14 protein-coding genes are annotated in these 20088 nt (G+C 46.8%); 3 read left to right on the forward strand and 11 right to left on the reverse strand.

Translation table 11 applies throughout. The features are described 5' to 3' along the window. The first annotated feature begins 162 nt into the window (after positions 1 to 162). Together EHO61_RS10180 and EHO61_RS10185 are read left to right on the forward strand one after the other, a co-directional pair. Complete coding sequence (locus EHO61_RS10180; protein WP_135813796.1) at positions 163 to 648, forward strand: hypothetical protein; 486 nt, start codon at positions 163 to 165, stop codon at positions 646 to 648. Next, positions 621 to 1055, forward strand: coding sequence for an ASCH domain-containing protein (locus EHO61_RS10185; RefSeq protein ID WP_135813503.1), 435 nt, complete (start codon positions 621 to 623; stop codon positions 1053 to 1055). Before EHO61_RS10180 ends, EHO61_RS10185 begins: the two co-directional genes overlap by 28 nt. Here EHO61_RS10185 and vapC read toward each other — a convergent pair. Then, complete coding sequence (gene vapC / locus EHO61_RS10190) at positions 1052 to 1450, reverse strand: type II toxin-antitoxin system tRNA(fMet)-specific endonuclease VapC (RefSeq protein WP_135813504.1); 399 nt, start codon at positions 1448 to 1450, stop codon at positions 1052 to 1054. The two genes, EHO61_RS10185 and vapC, sit on opposite strands and share 4 nt — an antisense overlap. Positions 1451 to 1664: 214 nt before the next feature. Between vapC and EHO61_RS10195 the strand changes: the two genes are divergently transcribed. Next, positions 1665 to 2522 (forward strand): hypothetical protein, encoded by an 858-nt coding sequence (locus EHO61_RS10195; protein WP_135813505.1) that lies wholly within the window; start codon positions 1665 to 1667, stop codon positions 2520 to 2522. A 31-nt stretch (positions 2523 to 2553) separates the two neighbouring features. On the opposite strand, the gene EHO61_RS10200 is transcribed toward EHO61_RS10195, so the two are convergent. From EHO61_RS10200 to EHO61_RS10245, 10 genes are all read right to left on the reverse strand, one after another. Further along, entirely contained in the window at positions 2554 to 3240 is a 687-nt protein-coding gene (locus EHO61_RS10200) for a hypothetical protein (RefSeq protein WP_135813506.1), read from the reverse strand. Then, the gene (locus EHO61_RS10205) at positions 3237 to 4031 is read right to left on the reverse strand and encodes an MORN repeat-containing protein (protein WP_135813507.1); all 795 of its coding nucleotides are present in this window, start codon (positions 4029 to 4031) and stop codon (positions 3237 to 3239) included. The genes EHO61_RS10200 and EHO61_RS10205 overlap by 4 nt, the downstream gene beginning before the upstream one ends. Next, a complete protein-coding gene (locus EHO61_RS10210) occupies positions 4028 to 7006 on the reverse strand; it encodes an efflux RND transporter permease subunit (protein ID WP_135813508.1) in 2979 nt (992 codons plus the stop codon). Before EHO61_RS10210 ends, EHO61_RS10205 begins: the two co-directional genes overlap by 4 nt. Beyond that, positions 7003 to 10098, reverse strand: a complete 3096-nt coding sequence (locus EHO61_RS10215) for an efflux RND transporter permease subunit (protein ID WP_135813509.1) — start codon at positions 10096 to 10098, stop codon at positions 7003 to 7005. Before EHO61_RS10215 ends, EHO61_RS10210 begins: the two co-directional genes overlap by 4 nt. Continuing rightward, positions 10098 to 11570: an efflux RND transporter periplasmic adaptor subunit gene (locus EHO61_RS10220; protein WP_425460349.1), complete on the reverse strand. Its 1473-nt coding sequence runs from the start codon at positions 11568 to 11570 to the stop codon at positions 10098 to 10100. Before EHO61_RS10220 ends, EHO61_RS10215 begins: the two co-directional genes overlap by 1 nt. A 36-nt stretch (positions 11571 to 11606) precedes the next feature. Continuing rightward, complete coding sequence (locus EHO61_RS10225) at positions 11607 to 12239, reverse strand: tetratricopeptide repeat protein (RefSeq protein WP_135813511.1); 633 nt, start codon at positions 12237 to 12239, stop codon at positions 11607 to 11609. Further along, entirely contained in the window at positions 12224 to 12868 is a 645-nt protein-coding gene (locus tag EHO61_RS10230) for a lipoprotein (protein ID WP_135813512.1), read from the reverse strand. The genes EHO61_RS10225 and EHO61_RS10230 overlap by 16 nt, the downstream gene beginning before the upstream one ends. Before the next feature lie 40 nt (positions 12869 to 12908). Continuing rightward, positions 12909 to 14711 (reverse strand): Ig-like domain-containing domain, encoded by a 1803-nt coding sequence (locus tag EHO61_RS10235; RefSeq protein ID WP_135813513.1) that lies wholly within the window; start codon positions 14709 to 14711, stop codon positions 12909 to 12911. Between the two features lie 50 nt (positions 14712 to 14761). Then, on the reverse strand, positions 14762 to 16318 hold the full coding sequence (locus EHO61_RS10240; protein ID WP_425460350.1) for a TolC family protein: 1557 nt from the start codon (positions 16316 to 16318) through the stop codon (positions 14762 to 14764). A 427-nt stretch (positions 16319 to 16745) separates the two neighbouring features. Continuing rightward, positions 16746 to 19670 carry an Lcl domain-containing protein gene (locus EHO61_RS10245; RefSeq protein WP_167884853.1) on the reverse strand — a complete coding sequence of 975 codons (2925 nt, stop codon included), beginning with the start codon at positions 19668 to 19670 and terminating at the stop codon, positions 16746 to 16748. Positions 19671 to 20088: the final 418 nt, after the last annotated feature.

Below are 20088 nucleotides of genomic sequence, written 5' to 3' on the forward strand. Positions count from 1 at the left end.
GAATCTCAGATTCATATCCTGAATCCCCCATCCGGAATTCGACGGAATTACCGAAAAACTTCGAAAGCCTTAAAGCCGTGTCGGCGGATAGGCCCCCTTTTTCCCGTGAATGATTTCAACATCAAAGTCATTGCCGTCTTTCCATTTGAGGCAAATCCGCTATTGATCATTAACCTGATACGATACTGCCTGATCCAACCGCAATATTCTCGCCTTTTATTCCGAGAAACTGAAAAGCAAGGAGAACTTTTTCCGGGACTTCTGCCGGTGGAAAATACGATACGCAAAGCCTATCTTTGCCATTCGAGCGCCAAACATCTTACTCCCGGAGATATATTACTCTTTTACAGGTCCGAAGATATTCGAGCCGTCGTAGCTGTCGGGGTTTGCGAATGTACGTTCCGTTCACAGGATCCGAAGGAGATCGTGCGAAAAATCAGCCAAAGAACCGTTTATTCCCTCTCTGAAATAGAAAATCTGACGGAGAAGGAAGTTTTAGTTGTACTTTTTCGTGAATCTCGCATTTTAGAAAAACAGATCGGTTTCGACGAGCTCTCTCGAATGGGCGCCGTAAAAGGACCGATCCAATCCATCCAAAAAGTGAAGGAGGATTCCCTGCTTTGGCTAAAACAAAGAATCGTCGAGTAGTGCTCCTTCCTATCAAACCGGAATTCGCTCATAAAATCGTTAATGGGGAAAAGAATATAGAGTTTAGAAAGAAATTCTCCTCTCAAAATGTCGAGACGATCGTCATTTACTCATCCAGCCCCGAACAGAGAATTATCGGTTATGCGACCATTGACACTATCGTAATCGATACTCCCGAATCTCTTTGGAATCGATTTTCCGTAAAGGGAGGGATCGACAAGGATCGTTTTTCTTCTTATTTTAATGGGAAGGAAACGGGAATCGGGATCCGATTCAAAAGCGTAAGTAGATTGAAAGTTCCTATCACCCCTGCTCGATTAGGTATCCGAGGCGCGATTCCCCAGAATTTTAAATTTTTGAACGGGGACGTGATTTTAAAATTAGAGCGTAGGAATCGCCTATCCTAAAGCCAATTCTCTACCTTCAAACTAGCGACTCGTTTGAATTCTTTTTCATTATTTGTGACTAATGTACCATTATAAGCCAGAACGATGGAAGCAATCAACAAATCGCTCGGCCCGATCGATTTTCCTTTCGATTCCAACTCTCTTCTGAGTTCGGCGCATATTTCTGATTCAGTGTTCCCGAAACCGAGAATTTCGAACGGATCCAAAAAGTTAAGAACGATGTCCTTATTTCTTTTTCTATTGTTACTTTTATACGCTCCAAGCAAAAGTTCCCCCTTAACAAGGGAAGGGATTTTTATTTCGCCTGGATGGAATTTTGAGATGTTTTTTTGGATTTTATCGCTTTGGCCTTTAAGAAAATAAATACAAGTATTCGTATCTAAGCAATAAATCATAATCTCTCTCTTGAAGTATCCGATTTGAAATCCCGTTTTTTGGGAGCCGAAAAAGAATGTTGACATGGGAAAGTTGCAGGAGTTTAAAATCCCACAGTTTACGGTTGATCTGCTCGAGAACCTACTTGAAATTGAAATTGCGCGAAACTTTTGGGGCGCGACCCGAAATCGGCGAATCCTGTTCGAACCGCCAAAAAACTGGGAGACTCCTGTCATGAAATATCGATCCTTTATTCTAATTTTCTTATTCCATTTCGGGATTTCTCTATTAATCTCCTGCTCCACTCCGGACAAACCTCTTCCTTCGACCTTCGATCCGAAGAATCTCACAACTGAAATCCTTCCGCTCGTTAAAATACCGAAAACCTATATCCGCAGCACCTTCTACCCTGTTATCTACAACGGCAACAACGCCGAAAAACGCAACTACTGGGCCCAAGAAATGGTTGTCTCCTCGAACCGCCAAGAGGCTCTCGAAGCGGAATTGCAGCAAAACCTCGAAGCCGCGGGTGTACGTACAAAAAGGCGAGACGCTTCCGGACCGGACACAACTACCGTGGAACTCATTCCCCTAGGAACCTGGATCATCGACGGGAACTCCGCAGCTGCCGAGTTCCTAGTAAGAATCATCCTTTCTGGAAGAACCAAAATCTGCACCGAACGCTTCGCCGCACGCACAAGTGGAGAGTACGAATCCTACAAACTGAACGACATCCTCTGGAAAGCAGGAGCACACAAGGTTCCGTCCGTCATAAGTAGTTGCCTCTACCAAACGTACTCCCATGAAACAAGTTATGAATTCATACCGGAATTTCGGACGGAAACCTGGGATTATCTCAAAAACCTGTTGCCTGGCAAACCCATACTCTATACGGGAAAGTACGAACCCACCATAACCGAAGCGCTCGCAGGACTCCCTAAAACCGTAAAATATACGGAATGCGCCATGTTTGCCGGCAGCACTTCCGGCTCCATCCGGTGTATCGCCCACAAAACGATCGAAACGCCCCCGATCGAATGGAAAATCGAAAGAATCCCGACGGAAACGATCCTTCGTGAATTCGAAAAATAACCAAAGTGGGTGGATAGTTGCACGGAACGGATTAAAGATTCGTAGTTAATACAATTACGAAAAATAAGAACGGTCCGAGCCAGGTCAAAATCGCCCGGCCAAAATTTTGTTGAAAGATGGATCGGCACATCCGTACATAAAAAATGCACTGCGCCGTAATCGCTAAAATCAGAAACGCCGCGTTCAATCCTAAAAAGAACGACATCTTGAACGTGTCCTTCTGAACCGATTGCGGAACAAGGTTATACGAAATCAAAATCGGAAAGAACGCCAAAAGAAAATACGTACCTGTGGAAAACGCGATCCCAAGCATTCTGGCAAAGGACCGATCGGGCTCCCCCAAGATCCACAACGCTGCATAACTCGTCGTAGCGGAATACAACTGGAAAAGAATGCTGAAAGCCGCCATCAAAAAGATATTGAACGGGAACGAATTCATCGCGTACATCGCCCAACCGATCCGACCTTGCTCGTAATATTCCCTCATCCTATCTCCGAACTCATTCAGATAACCCAGATTAAAAAGCGAAACAAACACGTTAGACAGAACGTACGCGCCTAAAAAAAGAAGATAGATTCTAGCCGTCGCGATCAGAAAGTCCTTAGGACGTAAGGAAAGCGTCTCCTTCGGACGGAGATTGAATTCTAGGTTTTCCAGAAACGCCCTGGTAAATAAATTATCCTTCAAACGCAGTTTCAATTTTTCAAGAACGTTCATTTCTTCTTACCCCTTTTAGGATGTTTTCCTGACTGCACTTTTCCGGAAGCCGTCGGTTTCGCTTCCTCTACGGACTGTTTGCGGACCGGCCGGTCGTCCGCCCAAATCCCTTCGAAAACAAGATTCCCGAATGGACCGTACAGAACGCCCTTTCCTTCCCGCTGACCGTTTTTCCAATGACCGACGTACCTGCTACCGTCTCCGAAAATAAAGATCCCGTTCCCGTCGAAAATCCGACCTCCTGCATATTTCCCCTTCAGAGCCGGACCTTCCGGCAAATGCAAAATGCCTTCCCCTTCCGGCAGGTCGTTCTTCCATACTCCTTCTAAGGCTGTTCCATCCGACCATTGAAACGTCCCGAAACCTTCTTTCCGGTTCAGAAGAAAATCTCCTTCGTAAGAATTCCCGTTAGAGGAACGTAAAAGACCGCGACCTTGGCGCAAGCCTCGCACCCACTCCCCCTCGTAATATTCTCCCGAAACGCTTCGAAAAACTCCCTTACCGTTTGGTTTGGAATTTTCCACCATCCCATCGTACACATCCCCGTTTTTGAATTGGATCGTGGACAAACCTTCCTTACAATTACCGGAAATGCAATTCGGTGCATTCAACATCCGTAGCACAAGAACCAGAACCGTTACGATCCCGACCGTAAGGAACGCATAATGTTTCCAATGGAAGGGGTAAAACAAGGAACAGATCCCGGTGATCGCTTTCTCTCTGCTCGGAAGCTTGAATCTGCTTTTAAATCGATCGAGCATTGCCATAAAATACCTCAAAGGGAAAATCAAAACGTCTTACCCTGTTTTTTTCGGATCGAAACCGGCTGAACAAACTTGTCGGAGATGCCGGCAAAAATCCCTTCCTTTCGAAACGGACTTTCTATGCGGAAAAAGATCCTCGGAGTCAGCAAGAGCGACAACCCGATCCCGCATAAAAAGGTCGTCTCCAATTCCATCAAAAAAGCTCCGCCTTCCCGGGCAAAAATGATCTGGGGTAAAAAAAGCGTTAGGAGCAGCAAAAAAATTTCTCGCTTCGGTTCCGATTCCGTATCTCGGGAAACCTTACTCAAGCAGAGGATGTGAAACGCTGAGGCTGCAATCGTAAGCAACGAACCCAAATATACCGGCAAGGAAATTTTTCCGAAAAGAAAACTACAGATCGTAAGATTCGCAAAAAACGCGAACAACAGCGTAGTGATCACCGCGAGCGGACGCAAAAAGGATTCGAAGTATGAGGCGAATACCATATAAATCAGAAAAAAGGAGAATGCAATTACCGCGTACAATCTGTTTTCCGTTTCGGACGCCTTTTCCACATTACGCCCCAATTCTATCCTGTAATGTTCCGGTAAGCCCTGTGAAAGTTGCTCCGGGATCCTCGACTGTAAGGAACGAATTCCGCTACGGGAGCTCCGAAGTGAAAATGAGAGCGTGCGTTTTTTATTTTTGCGGGAAATCCGGACCGGGGAGCGCGCTTCTTTTTTGGATGAAACTTCGGGGATCGGAACGTACTTACCTGCCTGATTCTTGACTACGAATCGTTCTATACTATCTACCGAATTCCGGAATTCCTGCTTTGCACGAATCTTAATGTCCAACTCCCGGTTATCCGTAACGAACTTCGAAATCACGGAACCTTGGATGGCCGTCTTTAAAAAACTCGCCACCTCCGAATTGGTCAAAGATGCTCCGGAAGTTTTGGGGCTATTCAAGGAAAGCTCCAATTCGTCGCGTGGGGATTTATAATTCAGGATCGTGTCTTCCGCGCCGGTTAGATCCGCGGCTTTTGCAGCCAGATCCTTGGACAAAGAATCCAATTTGTCCATGTCGTCGCCCAAAACGTCTATGCGAATTTCCTTATATTTCGAGCTCTCCGACTCGCGGGAAAAATAAAGGAAAGCCGGACTTACGTTCCCGATCCCTTTTCGGATCTTCTCGATAAAATCGTCCGCATAGGTGCCAGAATCCAGAGAGACGACCAAAAACGAGTGTCCCGGTTCCACCTTAGAGGTGACATCCTTGGCTCCGCCGGCCTTCAGGATCTTCTCCTCTACGGATTTAGTGATCGAATTCGTCTGGGAGAAATTATAGCCGGCGGGCAATTCCACGTACCCGACGACCCTCTTGCTCTCCGTGGAATAGAACAATTCCTTATTCGCTTGCAATAAGCGAAAAATTCCCAAGATCAGAACCGCCGAATATAAGAGTGCGAACAGCCGGTTCGAAGGAAAGGAACTCGCCTTCTCCGATATCGACGGATCGGGCTTCGCGTGCCGAGTTGCGCTTGGCAAAGGGACCGAATGAAAAGATTTTAGATACTTTTCCCGTACCATTCTTACGGATGCACTCAGAGGCGGAAAGGAAACGTAAGATAAAACGAGATACAGGGACAAAAACGCTCCCAACCTAAGGGTGGACTGACCGGTATCCCGATCCAAATAGTACAGAGGAAGACAAAGAGCAAGAATCACTACGACAAGACTCGTCGATTCTCCGACCGTATTCCTGAATTTGAAAACCCCCGAATCAGAATCCCTGCGCTCACATAGGAACTTATAAACGAACAACCACAGACCACAACCCGCTATCTCCGCCGCCGCGACGATCAGATCGAACTCGACCTTCAGAGCGAACAACACGAACTGGATGAAGAAGAAATTGAGTGGAAACTGGAGCAGAAGAGTGATCGTCGCATCCGACAAGGTGTTCTTGCCGAATCTTCTTAAAGCGACCGCCGACAACGCCATTCCGATCAGAAAACAGATCGAAACGTTCGAATAAGTCTTTCGGATCGAATCCGCTTGATCGTAAACGATCCGGAACTTTACGTTCGGGATCTTCAGGTCTTCCAGTTTTTCCCCGACTTCCTTAGTGATCTGTAATATGTTTCCTGTCGAAGACTTATAGATAAAAACGCTGACGATCTCCTTCCCGCTGAATCTGGATGCGCTTTCCTCATCCCGAAAGGAAAAAGAAACGTCTGCTACATCCTCCAAAAAGAAGATCCTTCCCTGTTCGCGAGAATACAAAGGTTGCTTTTGAATCTCTCGGATGGATTTGTATTTTCCGGCCAAAAGCAGGTTATATTTCAAACCGTCTTTTCGTACGGATCCGATCGAAGCCGATTTGTTGTTGGCCTGAATCACCCTTTGCACTTCCTGCAAATCGATCCCGTAAGCCCTTAATTTCTGCAGGTCGCAGGCGACCAGAACCTCTCTGACTTTTCCTCCGGATGCCACGATCTTACTGACACCTTCTATGTTTTCCAGAAAGCTCTTTACCTCATGGTCTGCGATACTTCTCAGAGTGGTAAAATCGAACGCTTCGCTTTCGATGGAGACGATCAATATCGGTTTCTGGTCCGGGTCATAATGAAAGATCGCCGGCTTATGGACTTCTCTAGGAAAATTACCTGCGATCGCATCGACTCTTTCTCTCACCTCCAAACTCTTGAGATCCATCGAACTCCCTTTCTGAAACTCCAGATGGATCTCCGTTTTCCCTCTCTCCGCAAAGGAACGCATTTCTTCGATGCCTCCGATGCTGGACACGGCCTCCTCGATCGGAATGGTGAGTAATTCCTCGACCAATGGAACGTCCGCCCCCGGAAAGTCCACCGAAATGGAAAGTCCGGGATATTCGGTGGAAGGGAAAAGATTTATTGGAACTTTAAAAAAAGATAATATTCCAAATAGAGTTGCCCCTCCGAGAAACATGGCTACGGTAAGTGGCCTCTCTCGGAAAAAAGGAGTTCCTCCGCTCATACGACTCCCCTTTCCTCTTTTCTCAACAGATAAAAGAACAGGATGGGAATCAGATAAAGACTGAAGAAAAAGGAGGTAAAAAGACCTACGATCACGACGATTGCCATTGGCGACTGGAATTCCGTGCCTTTCTGTAGCTCCAGCATGATCGGCAACAATCCCAGAATAGTAGTGGCGTTGTTCATCAGGATCGGCCTTAATACGATCTTACCGCTGTCAGTGATCACTTTTTTTAGGGGGATATTTTCTTTTCTCAAAAGATGGACATATTCGTAATACAAAGCCGCGTTATCCACCACCACCCCGAGCAGCAATACTAATCCCATAAAGGAACTGACGTTCAGGCTCTTACCGAACAGGAACAAAGCGGGAAAGATTCCGATGAACATCAGAGGAATCACGCAGATCATGACGAAGGAATAGGACAGCGATTCGAATTGACTCGCTAAAAGCATATAGATCAGAACGATCGCAAGTACGAAGGAAAATGTCAGGTCCTGGAAGGACTTGTCGATGTTCTCCTGTTCTCCCGAAAATTTGATTCGATATCCTTCCGGCAACTGCATCTTGGAGATCAGATTCTTTACGGAACCGTAAGGATCGTTCGATTCGCCGAAGTCCACATCGGCGGTGATTAGATTCACTCGGGAATTGCCGGACCTAAGGATCGAAAGTGGAGAATCCAATCGATCGACTTTTCCGATCTGGGACAATTGAATCAGATTTCCTTGCGGTGATTGCACGCTCATCGATAGGATTTTATCCAGCGAATCGACGTCCTGCTTCTGGAAGAAAAGCCTCACGTCGCTGCTTTTATTCGCTAGTTTCACCTTCGTAACTACAGAACCGTAATTCGCCATTCTAAGATAATTGGAGAGATAATCGTTGGATAGGTTAAAAAGACTCGATTTTACCGAATCGAAGCTGAGCGCATATTCGGTGGCGGAGTCCTCCATACTCACCCGCACGTCGCGGATTCCCGAGATCTTGGGCAATTTGGATTTCAAATCTGCTCCAAGAGAACGTAGCGTTTTCAAATCCTCTCCCTGAATCTCCAAACTTAAACCGTTCGAATCGGGAGAGACCACAGATGACAGTACGTCCCCGCTGTTCTCGAAATGAATCTCCATATCCTCGGTAAATTTCAATTTCTTACGGATCCGCGAAATGAATCTGGCCGAAGAGACGCTCGCGTCGTCCTTCAAAACCACTCGAACTGAAGCCCGATTCGCCCCCCAGCTACCCGTTTTTCGGGAGCCGATCTGATCCTCTTCGAAGCCGATTCTGGAAACGACGCTTTGAACATCCGGTTCTTTCAAAAGATTACTTTCGATGAAGCGGATCGCCTCCGAGGTAGTCTCCAGCGAGGAGCCGTTCTTTGTCTTTACTAGGATGGAAAACTCCCCTGTATCTACCCTTGGAATAAACTCCATCGGTAAAACGAAAACGAAAAGACAGGAAATCGCGAACAACACCGCGATCCGTAAAAACAAAGGCCTGGGTCGATCCAGATAGCCGGATAATTTGGATTCGTATTTCGAAAGAATGTTTCTATGAAATTCTTCGGAACGCTGAAAAACGAAATCCGTAAGGAATTTCGGTTCCATCCGGATCCCGTAGAGAACGGAAGTCAACATCGGGATCAGGGTAAGGGAGGCGAAAAGACTCATAAAAAGCGCCAGAGTGATCGCCAGAGCCATTTCCCCGAATACGATTCCGATGATACTCTTAAAGAAAATGATGGGTAAAAAGACGATCACCGTGGTCAAAGTCGCGGAGACCACCGAACCTGTGACTTCCAAGGTACCTCGTACCGACGCGTCCTGAACGGAAGCTCCGCGGGTCAAATTCCTTTCGATAGCGGAAAAAACCACGTTACTCGTATCGAAGAGCATACCTACTCCGAGAGCCATACCGCCTAGGGACATCATATTCAGGGAGATGCCGAAAATATAGAAAAGAAGTAATGTGGAAAATAAACTGGCAGGGATGACGGTCAAAAGAATGATCGGACTCTTTAAATTCCGAAGCAGGAATACCAATACCAAAAACGCGAGAATCATCCCGGAAATCAGCGAGCTCGTCACTCCGGAAATGGATTCGCTGATGAATTTGGCCTCGTCGTACACGATCTGCGCGGAGATCTCACGGCTGAATTTTTTGTTGATCTCTTCCAACTCTGTCCGGACTTTCTGCGAGATCTCTACGGAGTTCTTGCCGGATTCCTTATAGAGATACGCGATGACGCAATCTTTGCCGTTATATCTCGCGATCCCGGTGCGATCTCGGTATCCTTCCCGGATACCGCTAAACGAGGAAAGACGGATCGGAACTCCCTGCGAGTTGTTCCCGACGATCGCCTCCCCTATGCTTTCCACCGATTTGAATTCGCCGACGGCTCGAACCAAATAGTCCTTATCGCCGACCGGCAAGGTACCCGCCGGATAGCTCACGTTCGCCAAGGAAAGCGACCGTCTGATATCGAAGAGGGAAATACCGTAGGAATTCATCTTCTCCGAATCGATTTCGATCGAGACTTCCTTTTTATATCCCCCGGAAAATTGCACTGCCGCCAGACCTTCTATCCTTTCGAAATAGACCTTCACGTTGTCGGACAAGAAGGAGCGCAAATCCTTTTCCCGGACTCCTTCCTTTGGAAAAATCACGATCTCTTCGAAAGCGGATCGGGAAGGATCGAATCTGGTGACGACAGGCTTACTCGCATCCTGAGGAAGGCTGTCACGAACAAGGTCGATTTTTTCCCGGACGTCCAGAATTGCATAATCCATGGAGGTCCGGTTGGAAAACTGAACCGTGACCGAAGACATTCCTTCCATGGATTCCGAATTCACCGACTCCACCCCTCCTATCGTGCCGACCGAATCCGAAATCGGTTTGGTGACCAGATTTTCCACTTCCTCTGCGGAAGAATTGGGATAGTACGTCATGATGGTGACTTTGGGAAATTCCAATTCGGGCATCAGATTGATTTTTAGGTTATGCAGCGCGATAAGCCCGAAAAGGACCAAAGCCGACCAAATCATGGAGATGGTGATCGGCTTACGGACGCAGAATTTTAGGATGAATTCCATCAACGCAGGATCGTAGGATTGACCGGCATCCCGTCTCTAAGTTGAGACAACTTGTCCAACAGGATCATATCCCCGTTTTGAATGCCCGAAGCGATCTCTACGTCCTCACCGTGTTTCTTACCCGTTTGCACGTTTACGGAATAGCAACGGCCGTCCCTTAGGACGAACACCGAAGTCTGACCTGCTTCGGTCGAAACCAGGGAAGTCAAAGGGACTAAAATCGTCGGTGTAGGATCTCCGAGTACGATGTTTGCGCGGATAAACATACCCGGTTTGAGTTTCTTTCCGGTATTCTCTACGATCGCCCGCACTTCCACGGTATGTGCCTTCTGATCCACAAGAGGGCTGATCAGCGTCACTTTCCCCGAAAATTTAGAATCTCGGAAAACGTCTGCGGTAAAGTCCACCCGCATCCCTTTTTTCAGGACCGTGGATTCCGTTTCCGTAATATTAAAGACCGCATAAACCTTATCGATATTGATCACCGTCAATGCCGGCTGACTTCCTCCGGAACCGGAAAGCAATTCTCCTTCGTTCTTATACCTCTTTGCTACCACGCCCTTAATGGGGGAATAAATTACCGCTTCTTTGAGCATGGTTTTAGTGGAATTGACCTGTGCTTCGTGAGAATGCATGACTCCTTGGGCAACTTCCAGCTCCGCCTTTTCGATTTCCGTATTGATCTCCTTCAAAAGATTGATCCTTTCTTCCTTGGATTTAGGAACAGCAAAACCGTTCCGGAGAATGTCCTCATCGGTCAAACCGATGCTATGGATCTCCAGATCCCGCTTTGCGATACTGAAACCGGACTCCTTTGCAGTAAGGTTCAATTTGGCGTTTTCGAATTCTTCCCGGCTTAAACCGCCGACTTTATAAACTTCTTCTATACTGAAAAAAGTATTCTTCGCCTTTTCCAATTCTTCTTTGGATTTTTCAAAGATTACTTTGCTCTTTTCCATTTCCTGGATTTTGGCAAAAATACCCATCTTGGCTTTTTCGTATTTTTCCCGAGCCAGGCGGACCTGCGATTTGGATGATTCCAGAGTTGCTTGCTGTTTCATCAACTCCAGTTCCATCTGAAGACTTTCCACCTGAAACAGTTTCTGACCAAGTGTAACGTCCTCTCCTTCCTTGACGAAGATCTTATCCAGACGCCCGCCAATTTTTGAAAACAGATCCACCTTATCAGTAAAGTCGATCAGACCGGAAACGTCTATATTAGGTGAAAGCATCTTCGATTCCACCTGTCTGGCGGAGACGGGCATTCCCCTTTGATCTCCTGCTTCCGGAATTTCTCCCGCATCTTTCTTTCCGGATCCGAACGGTTTAAAAATGGCTGAACCGGATTTAGAAAGAAAGGAATCCGGATTGTTTTTTGCGAACCTGGAATAGAGAAAATAGAGGACCAAATAGATCGCCGTCGCGGAGAGGACGATTCTGCCTAGCTTGCCGAATAAAATGGACCGGATCAATGACATAAAATACTACTTAATATACTCGGAAAAAAATCAATCGTTGCCCCTAAGGTTTTCGAATTTCCTCCGATGGAAATCCGCCTTAGCAGGGATATTCGCTTTTTTATATATTTCGGCCAGTCTTTTGTGGGCAAGAGCAAGCGGCAAGGTTTGCATTACGATCTGATTGTAACTTTGAATTGCTTGATCCGTTTTACCCGCCTCCTCTAACAATCTCCCGTTCATGAACAATAGCTCGATATTTCCCGCGTCCCGTTTTACGTAGGATTGGATGTTTTCGAAAATCGATTTGTCCCGGATCCCGGCGGCGAATTGGGACTTAATCACCCACAATAACGGCACTAGATTCTCCCGATCCTTGCTAGAAGCATCCTGAAAACAACGGATCGCGTCCTGAAATTTGAGATCATAATAGTAAGCCTTCCCTAATACGAAAGCGATATCCTTAAAATCGGATTTCGCTTCATAAATCTCTTTCAGAAGTTTTGTCGCCTCCGCCCTTTTATTCGCCCCAAACAGAGCCTGCGCTCTGCCGTATTTTTCATCCAACTTTTTCTCGTCCGGACCGCAATTGCCGAGGGTAGCGAAACAGAAAATCGGAACGACTACCGAAATCCAAACTCTTTTCTTGATCGAATCCTTCCGAAGCATTAGATGATTTTCCACCAAGGTTTTTTTTCCTGTCGATTGTCTATTTTATCGATGATTCGGGTACAGATTGCCTTCAACAACTCCGGTTCCGTAATCACTCTTCCCTCGATCGTGTAATTGATACTACTCACGATTTTCCCGGATTTATCGAAGACTTCCAGAAATACGATTCCGCTTTCCGTCTTGTCCAGGAGTTTACGATTGTCTCCCATAACCACCGCGCCTTGGATCAAAAAATCGAACTGCGCGACATTCTGGACGGACTTGATTTCGGATTCCTTGAGCAAACGTGAACCCAGATCGGAATGCAAGTGCCCTCCCGAATCCCCGCCTAGCAAAGCTTTATTCGGATCCCCCGCGCCTGCCGCTGGCTCGCGCTTTAGGCTGTTTTCCTCGCCTACTTTTACGAAATCCTCGATCGAAAGGATTCCGTAACCGGCGTCCAGGAGCTCGAATTTCAGCATACTAATTAAATTTTTTGTAATAAAAGGATCGAAATGATTGTCCCGATTTTCGATAAAACCCAGGAGATAAACTGACTTCACGGTCTGTTTTTTAGTGGCCAACCGGACTGTGCCGGTATTAAAATAATTGCAATTAGCTACAAAAACCGTAAAGCAGATTGTGCTCAGTATCCGTTTCATGGATAGATTACCTCGTAAAATGTGTTAGACGATTTTTCCTTCATTGACTTACGAATGAAAAGGAAAAGGGTGCGGCCAAAGCCCGACCGTAAATGTCCGTAGCCGAGTTGGCGACCTGAAGACTGTAGACCGGGCCGTTCGGATCGACCGTGATCGTGGTGTATGGAATCGCGGAAGTGAAATCCAACCCTGCATTCGTCATATTGTAGTCTCCGGAAGAACCGAACGCGCTACTTCCCCCGCAACTCGACTCGATCTCCGAGAACACCAGGTCCACAACCCTACAACCGTAAGGATACGACGCTTGGCAGTCCTTCCAAGTCCAGGTGGAAAGACGGATCACTGTCGAAGTACCGGTGATCCGACTTAAGCTGATCGCACTGATCGTCGCCCCCGTGTTCATATAATTATTGAAAATGATCCTAAAATCGTCGGTGGTCTGGTCCGAGCAGGAAGCTGCATCGTTCTTACCATCGTCCCCCCCCCTAAATTGATAAGCGCTGGGAGACAATACCTGCTGGGAATAATCCCACCAACAGAAACCCAATGACCAATTTCCACCGGTGGAACTACCCGATCCCGGAAAGGATTGCGCGCAACCTGGTTGGCTCACAACGCCGATCGCCTGAACGGACGGAGAAGGATTGATACCTCCCGCAACAAAGGAAGCGCTCACCGCTTGTGGTAAAGGGACCAGGCTCGAACTTAATGCCGAGGTGGCCAATGCCACAGTATAGCGGGTACCGAAACCCAAAGTCGTATCGGAGACAAAGGTCAAAGTCTGGTTCCCACCTGACCAAGTAAAACTACCCGAAATCGCGGGAGAGAAAGTGATCGCATTTTGAGCGCTTTGGGGATCCATCGGAAGAGAGAAATTAAAGACGATCGTATTCGAAGTGGGATTCCCCAAGCAAGCGCTGGTAACGTTTCCCGTTATGATATTTGAAGCGGAACCAATCCCCGCCTGGCACCCTGCCAGCGAGCCGGCCAAAACGGTAGCGGAAGAAAGACTAGGTGCGGCGTTACCGGAACCTACAAGAAAACTCCCTTGAACGCTTTGCTTCATCAGAGTTCCGCCTGAATCGGCGGCGCTTCCGCCTACCGTGAAAGTATATCTCTGATTGTAGGCGAGAGGATTATCGGGGGTAAAAGTAAGAACCGAGCTCGAAGCCCAAACATAGCTGCCGGAAACGCTAGGGCTGATCGAAATGGCCGCCGTAGTGGAATTCGGGTCCATCGCACGGGAAAAGTTAATGACGATTTGGTTTTGGTTCGGATTCCCCATGCAGGCGTTGAGGACGGAGCCGTTCAAAAAATCGGATAACGTCGCGCCTGCTACATTACAAGCAGCTGATGTGCCTGCATACACGTACATATTTGTCACTCCGGGATTCGATCCCAAAGTGCCTGAGGAAGCAGAGCCACCTATCGCGACGGAGGCGCTGAACGGATTTTCTATATCCAGGCCGTTCGTGTCCTCGCAAGCTTTCGTCAACGTAAATGTATAGGTACCGTTGTTCAAAGCTGCGGAAGGGGAAAACGTAAGAATGATCCCGCTCGTATTGCTGAAAAAACCGGAGGTGCTTGGAGACATGGTAAACGCCGTCTGACAACTGTTCGTATTCATCGCCCTACTGAAACCGACGGAAAATTGTTGATTCGTGGGAAGATTTTGGGCACCGGAGGTGGGATTGCTGAACAAAACCTTCGGAGGAAGACTTTCCCCGATAAACGGATCCAATTTCAGCAATTTATTCGACAATTTTTGACAATGCCCCAAAGAAACGACAATGCAGAGAACTGAGAACAAAGAGATATTATATTTAAAAAACTGAATATTCATAACGTTAAATTACCGTAAAAAATGTTGCTTACTCCGGATTTGCCGGGGCCTTACTCGCTTATCGGAACTACCCCCGCCGCCTTTCTAGGATCTCGGTTGAAGAGCAGGGCCGCAATCACGGAATTCCCCTTTCCTTTTTCGTACTGGATGATTTTCTTATGATTCAAATCGAGATTAGCGGCAAACGCGACCTCGTAGCAACCGATCATATAACCGGCCAAAGAATCGGTCAGTTCCTGTTGCGATTTCAGAAATTCCAATTCGGAGCTCAAAACTTCTTCCTTTCGGAATTGTCCTGTTCCCATTTTTACGTTGCTGATTTTCAAAGTTTCCCAATTCAGAATCACGCTGGAATTCGAAATTTTCATCATCTCCCAGGCCTCTGTTACGCGATCTATGCTCTTCTGCACTTCCAAACCGACCTGATTTTCCAGGTTCTTATTGTTCATCAGAGCTTCCGTCAATTGGACTTCTCCCTCCATAATCTTTCTGGAATAGGAGAGATTATCGAAGAACTGGATCTTACTGGATTCGTAACCGTTGATCCCGGGTCCGACGGTTTGATTACCGAAACCGGGATACGTTTGGATACCGGTGCCGTCTTTCTGAACCCCCAAGTTTCCGTTCGATTGCACTACGTTGCTACCGAGCGGCAGGACGAGATTAAAATTGACCCCGTAGATATCGTGCTTCAAAGGAAAATCATTACCGTTCTTACCGGCATAACCGCCCAGATAAACTTTCGGGATCCAATAATTGTCCGCGATCTTCTTCTCGTTTTTGAGACGTTTCACGATCAGTTGGGATTTTTTCAAATCTTCGCGCGTATTAATTGCACGGATCACCGCTTCCTCCACATCGAAATCGGGGGAATTCAGGACAAAATCTGTAAATAGGTTCTCTTCCAGATCTAGTTCCACATGAAAGTCAAGGGACAAGGCCTGTTTCAGATCCAGTAAACTTTGATTGTACTCGTTTTTGTATTTTAAATACGTATATTGTGCTTGCCGGATCCTATTGGAGGTTTCCGTGAATTGAATACGGGAAATCAATCCTTGGCTGTATTCGACCTTAGCTTTCCTTAAGGATTCCTCCATCTTCTCTACGGCTTTTTTGCCTAAAAAGACCTTACCTTTGGCCGAGAGACATTTCAAATACGCCTTCTGAATGTCTAATTTGATCTTTGCTGCGTTGATTTTAAAATCCTGTTCGTTTAATGCTTCGTTTAATCTTGCGATCTCCACTTGCAAGCTTGTCTCCCCTCCATCAAAGACCAGCTGCTGGACGGTAAGTCGCACGTCGTTGTAAAGGTTGTCCAAAGAACCGACGTTGACATTCCGAAGACCCATATACTGGACTCCCACCTTAGGTAAAAACTCCCGCCACTTTTCCGTGATCACCAATTTGGTGATGTCTTTCTTGGATTCCAGCGTGCGTAATAAAATGTTATTCGTCGTCCCGATCAAAATGGCTCGATCCATATTCAAAGGAATTCTGGGTCGTGAACCGCTGGTTTTAAGAGATTCGCTTCTGATCGGAACAGATTGGAGAAAAAAAAGTCCGAAAAGGGAAACATAGTAAAGTCCGAATGAAATTCGCCGTATCAGAACGACTCTCGACAAGAGTAATCGTGCTGGAGAGAATCTGCGATCCAGAAGAACCTTATCTAACGCGCTTATGATCCGTTTTTCCATCATGGCTATCCAATGCTCGATGTGCTTAAGATGGAAATTGTATAAATGAGTACAAAAAGCATATTTGAATCTGGAAACGAACGATCGTCAAAGTTTGAAACAAAAAGAATTTTTTGGACTTACTTAAACGAATTTATGGGAGAATTAAACCCTCTTAACGAAGACTTCAAAATTGAAGCCTAAATGCGCAAACCAATTTCCTTCTCCTTTGCACTTATTTTGTTTTGATACATAAATGTTGGCAAAAACGTTTCAAAAAGGATCACCTATCTCGGAATAAAAAAGTACACCGAGTCTTATTCCGCACGGAATAATGGGGAATTGAAAGGCGATCGTAAAATTAATTTGTGACACATCGAACATAGTAAGCGGAACTCTTTGCTGTATAAGGATTCATTTGGCCGTTTGCAAAATATACGTACCATGCGTTCAACGGCGATTGAGCGTACGAAGTCGAAGTCCAATAATAGGAAGAGACCGTTCCCGGAAAGGAAGTCGTATCAATCGCAGGGCTACTTTTGGAATAATCCACTAGAGATCTAAGCTCATTTACGTTCGGCAATCTCCAGGATTTACCGGCGGTTGTAAGTGCATTACATCTAGATAATGCGTTTTGCCAAGTATAGGTGATTGCAGTACCTGTCGAGCATGACGAACCGGAAAGCCCTGCGGTACAGGATTCCCAAATCAATCCCGTCGCATTATCCGTAACCGTACCGTTCGCATTATTGACGGAAAAACCTTGGGCAACTGCAGTAGAATTCAAACCGGAAACGCAGAATACTTGGTTCGCATTCGGCTTCGTGATCGGAGAAACAGAACCGTCGCTTAAACTAAGAGCCCAAGCATAAAACCCGTTCCCCGCATTCCCGGTTGCGGACCAAAAATTCACCCAATAGTTGGAAGACTGCCCGCTTGTAGGATTCGTGAAAGCGGACGTGTCGATTGCCGGGCTGGCACCGGAACCGTATTTGGAAATGGTGGCCAATTCTGCCAATGTGGGAAGTCTCCAAGTGCTGATGCCCCCATAAGAAGAAGCATTTAGCACGGAGCAGGCGTTTAAGCCGGAAAATTTCGAAGGAGTACCGCTGTTATCCACGGAATAGGTCCAAGGACCCACTATGGTAGTGCTGTTTTTGGTACAAGCACCTGTTTTGATTTCCCAATCCGCCGGCGTTGCACAAGTTTTCCAAACTAGACCCGTAACGGAGTCTTGGATAATAGACGTACTCGCGGTAGCCGTGACCAGGTAATTCCGAACCGAACCGAATTGGATATTCCCGTCTTGCCCCGTCCCGGAACAAGGGACAGGATTCCCGTTAGCGTCCCAACAAGCCGTTTGACCGGATTGCAGGATCGGAAATTTCTTCTGATTCGGAGCCGTGGTAAACACGATTTGGGACGCGGCAGCAAGAGGATTTCCTGCTGCATCCGTCAAACTTGCAGCGGGAATCGTAAATTGAATCTTCGTATTCTCCGGAAAAGCCAGCCATGATAGATTGATCTGCAGATTTGTACCTCCGTTCAGCCAGGTAAAAACGGCGGTAACATCAGTGCAGTTAAAGGAAGACCCGTCGAATAAATCTGCTTCGAAATAGACCGTTCCGGAAGAAGAAGCGGGACACGCATTGACATAGGAAGCTGGGAGTTGGGACAAGCTCGTGTTCATAGGTTCGCTAAATACGATCGTCGCGCTTGCCGAACTCGGGCTTACTCCGAAACTTCCGTTGGCAGGCGTGGAAGACTGGATCGTCGGAGCCACGCTGTCTTTAGTAACGATAAAGCTGGAGCTTCCATACTGGGGAGCGATACTCGCATTCGCCACGCAGATCCGAACGGTATTGGAGCCGTTCGCAAAATTAGAGTTATTTAAAACGGATGTGATCGGAGTCGCCGCCGCGGCATTTCCGCCTACGTTCGTTCCCCCGGCCAAAGAACCGCTAGTGCAATCCGTCCCTCCGACGAGAACTTGGTACGTGCCTGCCGAACTGGATTGCCAAACTACGGTTACGTTTGAACTAACTGAAGCGCTAATAGATTGCGGAGTCACGGAATTTACCGTAATCGTGGCTACGGAGGTATTAATCGTATACGTAGCGCTATTCACGCCGGATAGGTTTCCTGCTCCGTCCCGAGCGATGAATTGAATCGCAGTAGTTCCACCTGAAAGCGCAATCGGAGTTCCAGAATAAGTCAACCCGTTCGTAACCGTTCCGGAAAGAGAATTGATGGCAGGCACTGTACCATCTGTAGTGTACGCCACAGTGCAGCTACTCGTGTCTATGCAACTCAAGGAAATATTCTGAGGCGAAGTACCGAAAACTCCTGCCCCCGGACTGGTGCTAGCGGACGGAGCGATATCGTCCCGACTGATATTGAAGGAAAGAGAGCCCGTCAAACCCGCCGCGACACAAATATAGATGGAATTCAAACCGGCGGACAACTGGCTAGCGGAAATCGAACTCGGAACAGTCGTATTTGCGGTGACCGTTCCGCTTCCGATGATAGTTCCATCGGAGCAGCCCGTCGCATTTTGCCTGATCGTATAACTTCCGGATTGGTTCGATTGCCAGGAAAAACTTGAGGAAGGAACCGCTCCCGAATTCACGCTGACATAAGGAGAGCTTAAGCCGCTAACAAAAGTGATATTCGGAACATTATGATTGATCTGGTATGCGGCAATATGTAATACTTCCGAATTCCCGGCCATATCCCTACAAAAATATTTTACCGTGTAAGTTCCGTCTCCTGCCGTACCGACGGTAAAACTCGTCGAAGGAGCATCGTACACTCTACCTACCAAAGGACTAAAACTAGGATTCGTACCGTCGGTAGTATACGCTATATCTCCCGGAGCGACATTATCCGAGCAAACGACCGTGACGGTTCTTTGTCCGCCGTAAGTGCCTGAATTCGGAGAAATCACGCTACTTGGAGCGACCGTATCGGAAACGATGGAAGAAAGAATGAGATTATCCGGAGCCCCGTCGCCATTCGTGTCATATCCCTGCCCGGGAAAAACGAGTACCTGATTTCCGGAACAATTGATGCCTGTTCGTAAAGTGACCGTACTCTGCGAAAAACAGAAATAGTAATCCTGGATTCCGTCCCCATTAACATCCACTCCGAGCGGAACCCCGTTATTATTGTACATGAAGAGCATTACTGGAATATTAGAGCTTTGCAATGCGATTCCGATGGCTGTGCCCGCATTGCTAGGGTCCACCACCGTTCCCCACGCGGCAGGACTAGAATTACCGTTCAAGTTTAAGGATTGTCCAATGGATAGGGAATTCGAACTTCCGCTTCCGTGCAACAGTTGACTTAAAGCCGACAAAATAGCGCTGGCGGTCGAATTATCGTTCGCCTTACAACCGAACGTCAAAATACAAAAGAGAAGACCCAGGAAAAATCGCACAAAAATCGCAAAAACAAAATTCAGAAATCGCCAAAAGACAATGGGAACCGAAAGATTCGGAGATGTTTCTTTTATGCTGATTTCCTGAAACATATATTTATTTAATATTTAATACCAAATAATAGGATAGTCGGTACTTGCTTTTTTTGTGCAACAAAAATTGCAGAAAATCGGCATTTTGAAAGATTCTAATCAATTTTACAAGAAGACGGCTGAAAAAAAGGAAAACCGACAGAATTGGCGATATGCTACATAAGAATACTTA

The sequence above is a fragment of the Leptospira fluminis genome (assembly GCF_004771275.1).
Taxonomy (GTDB): Bacteria; Spirochaetota; Leptospiria; order Leptospirales; family Leptospiraceae; genus Leptospira_B; species Leptospira_B fluminis.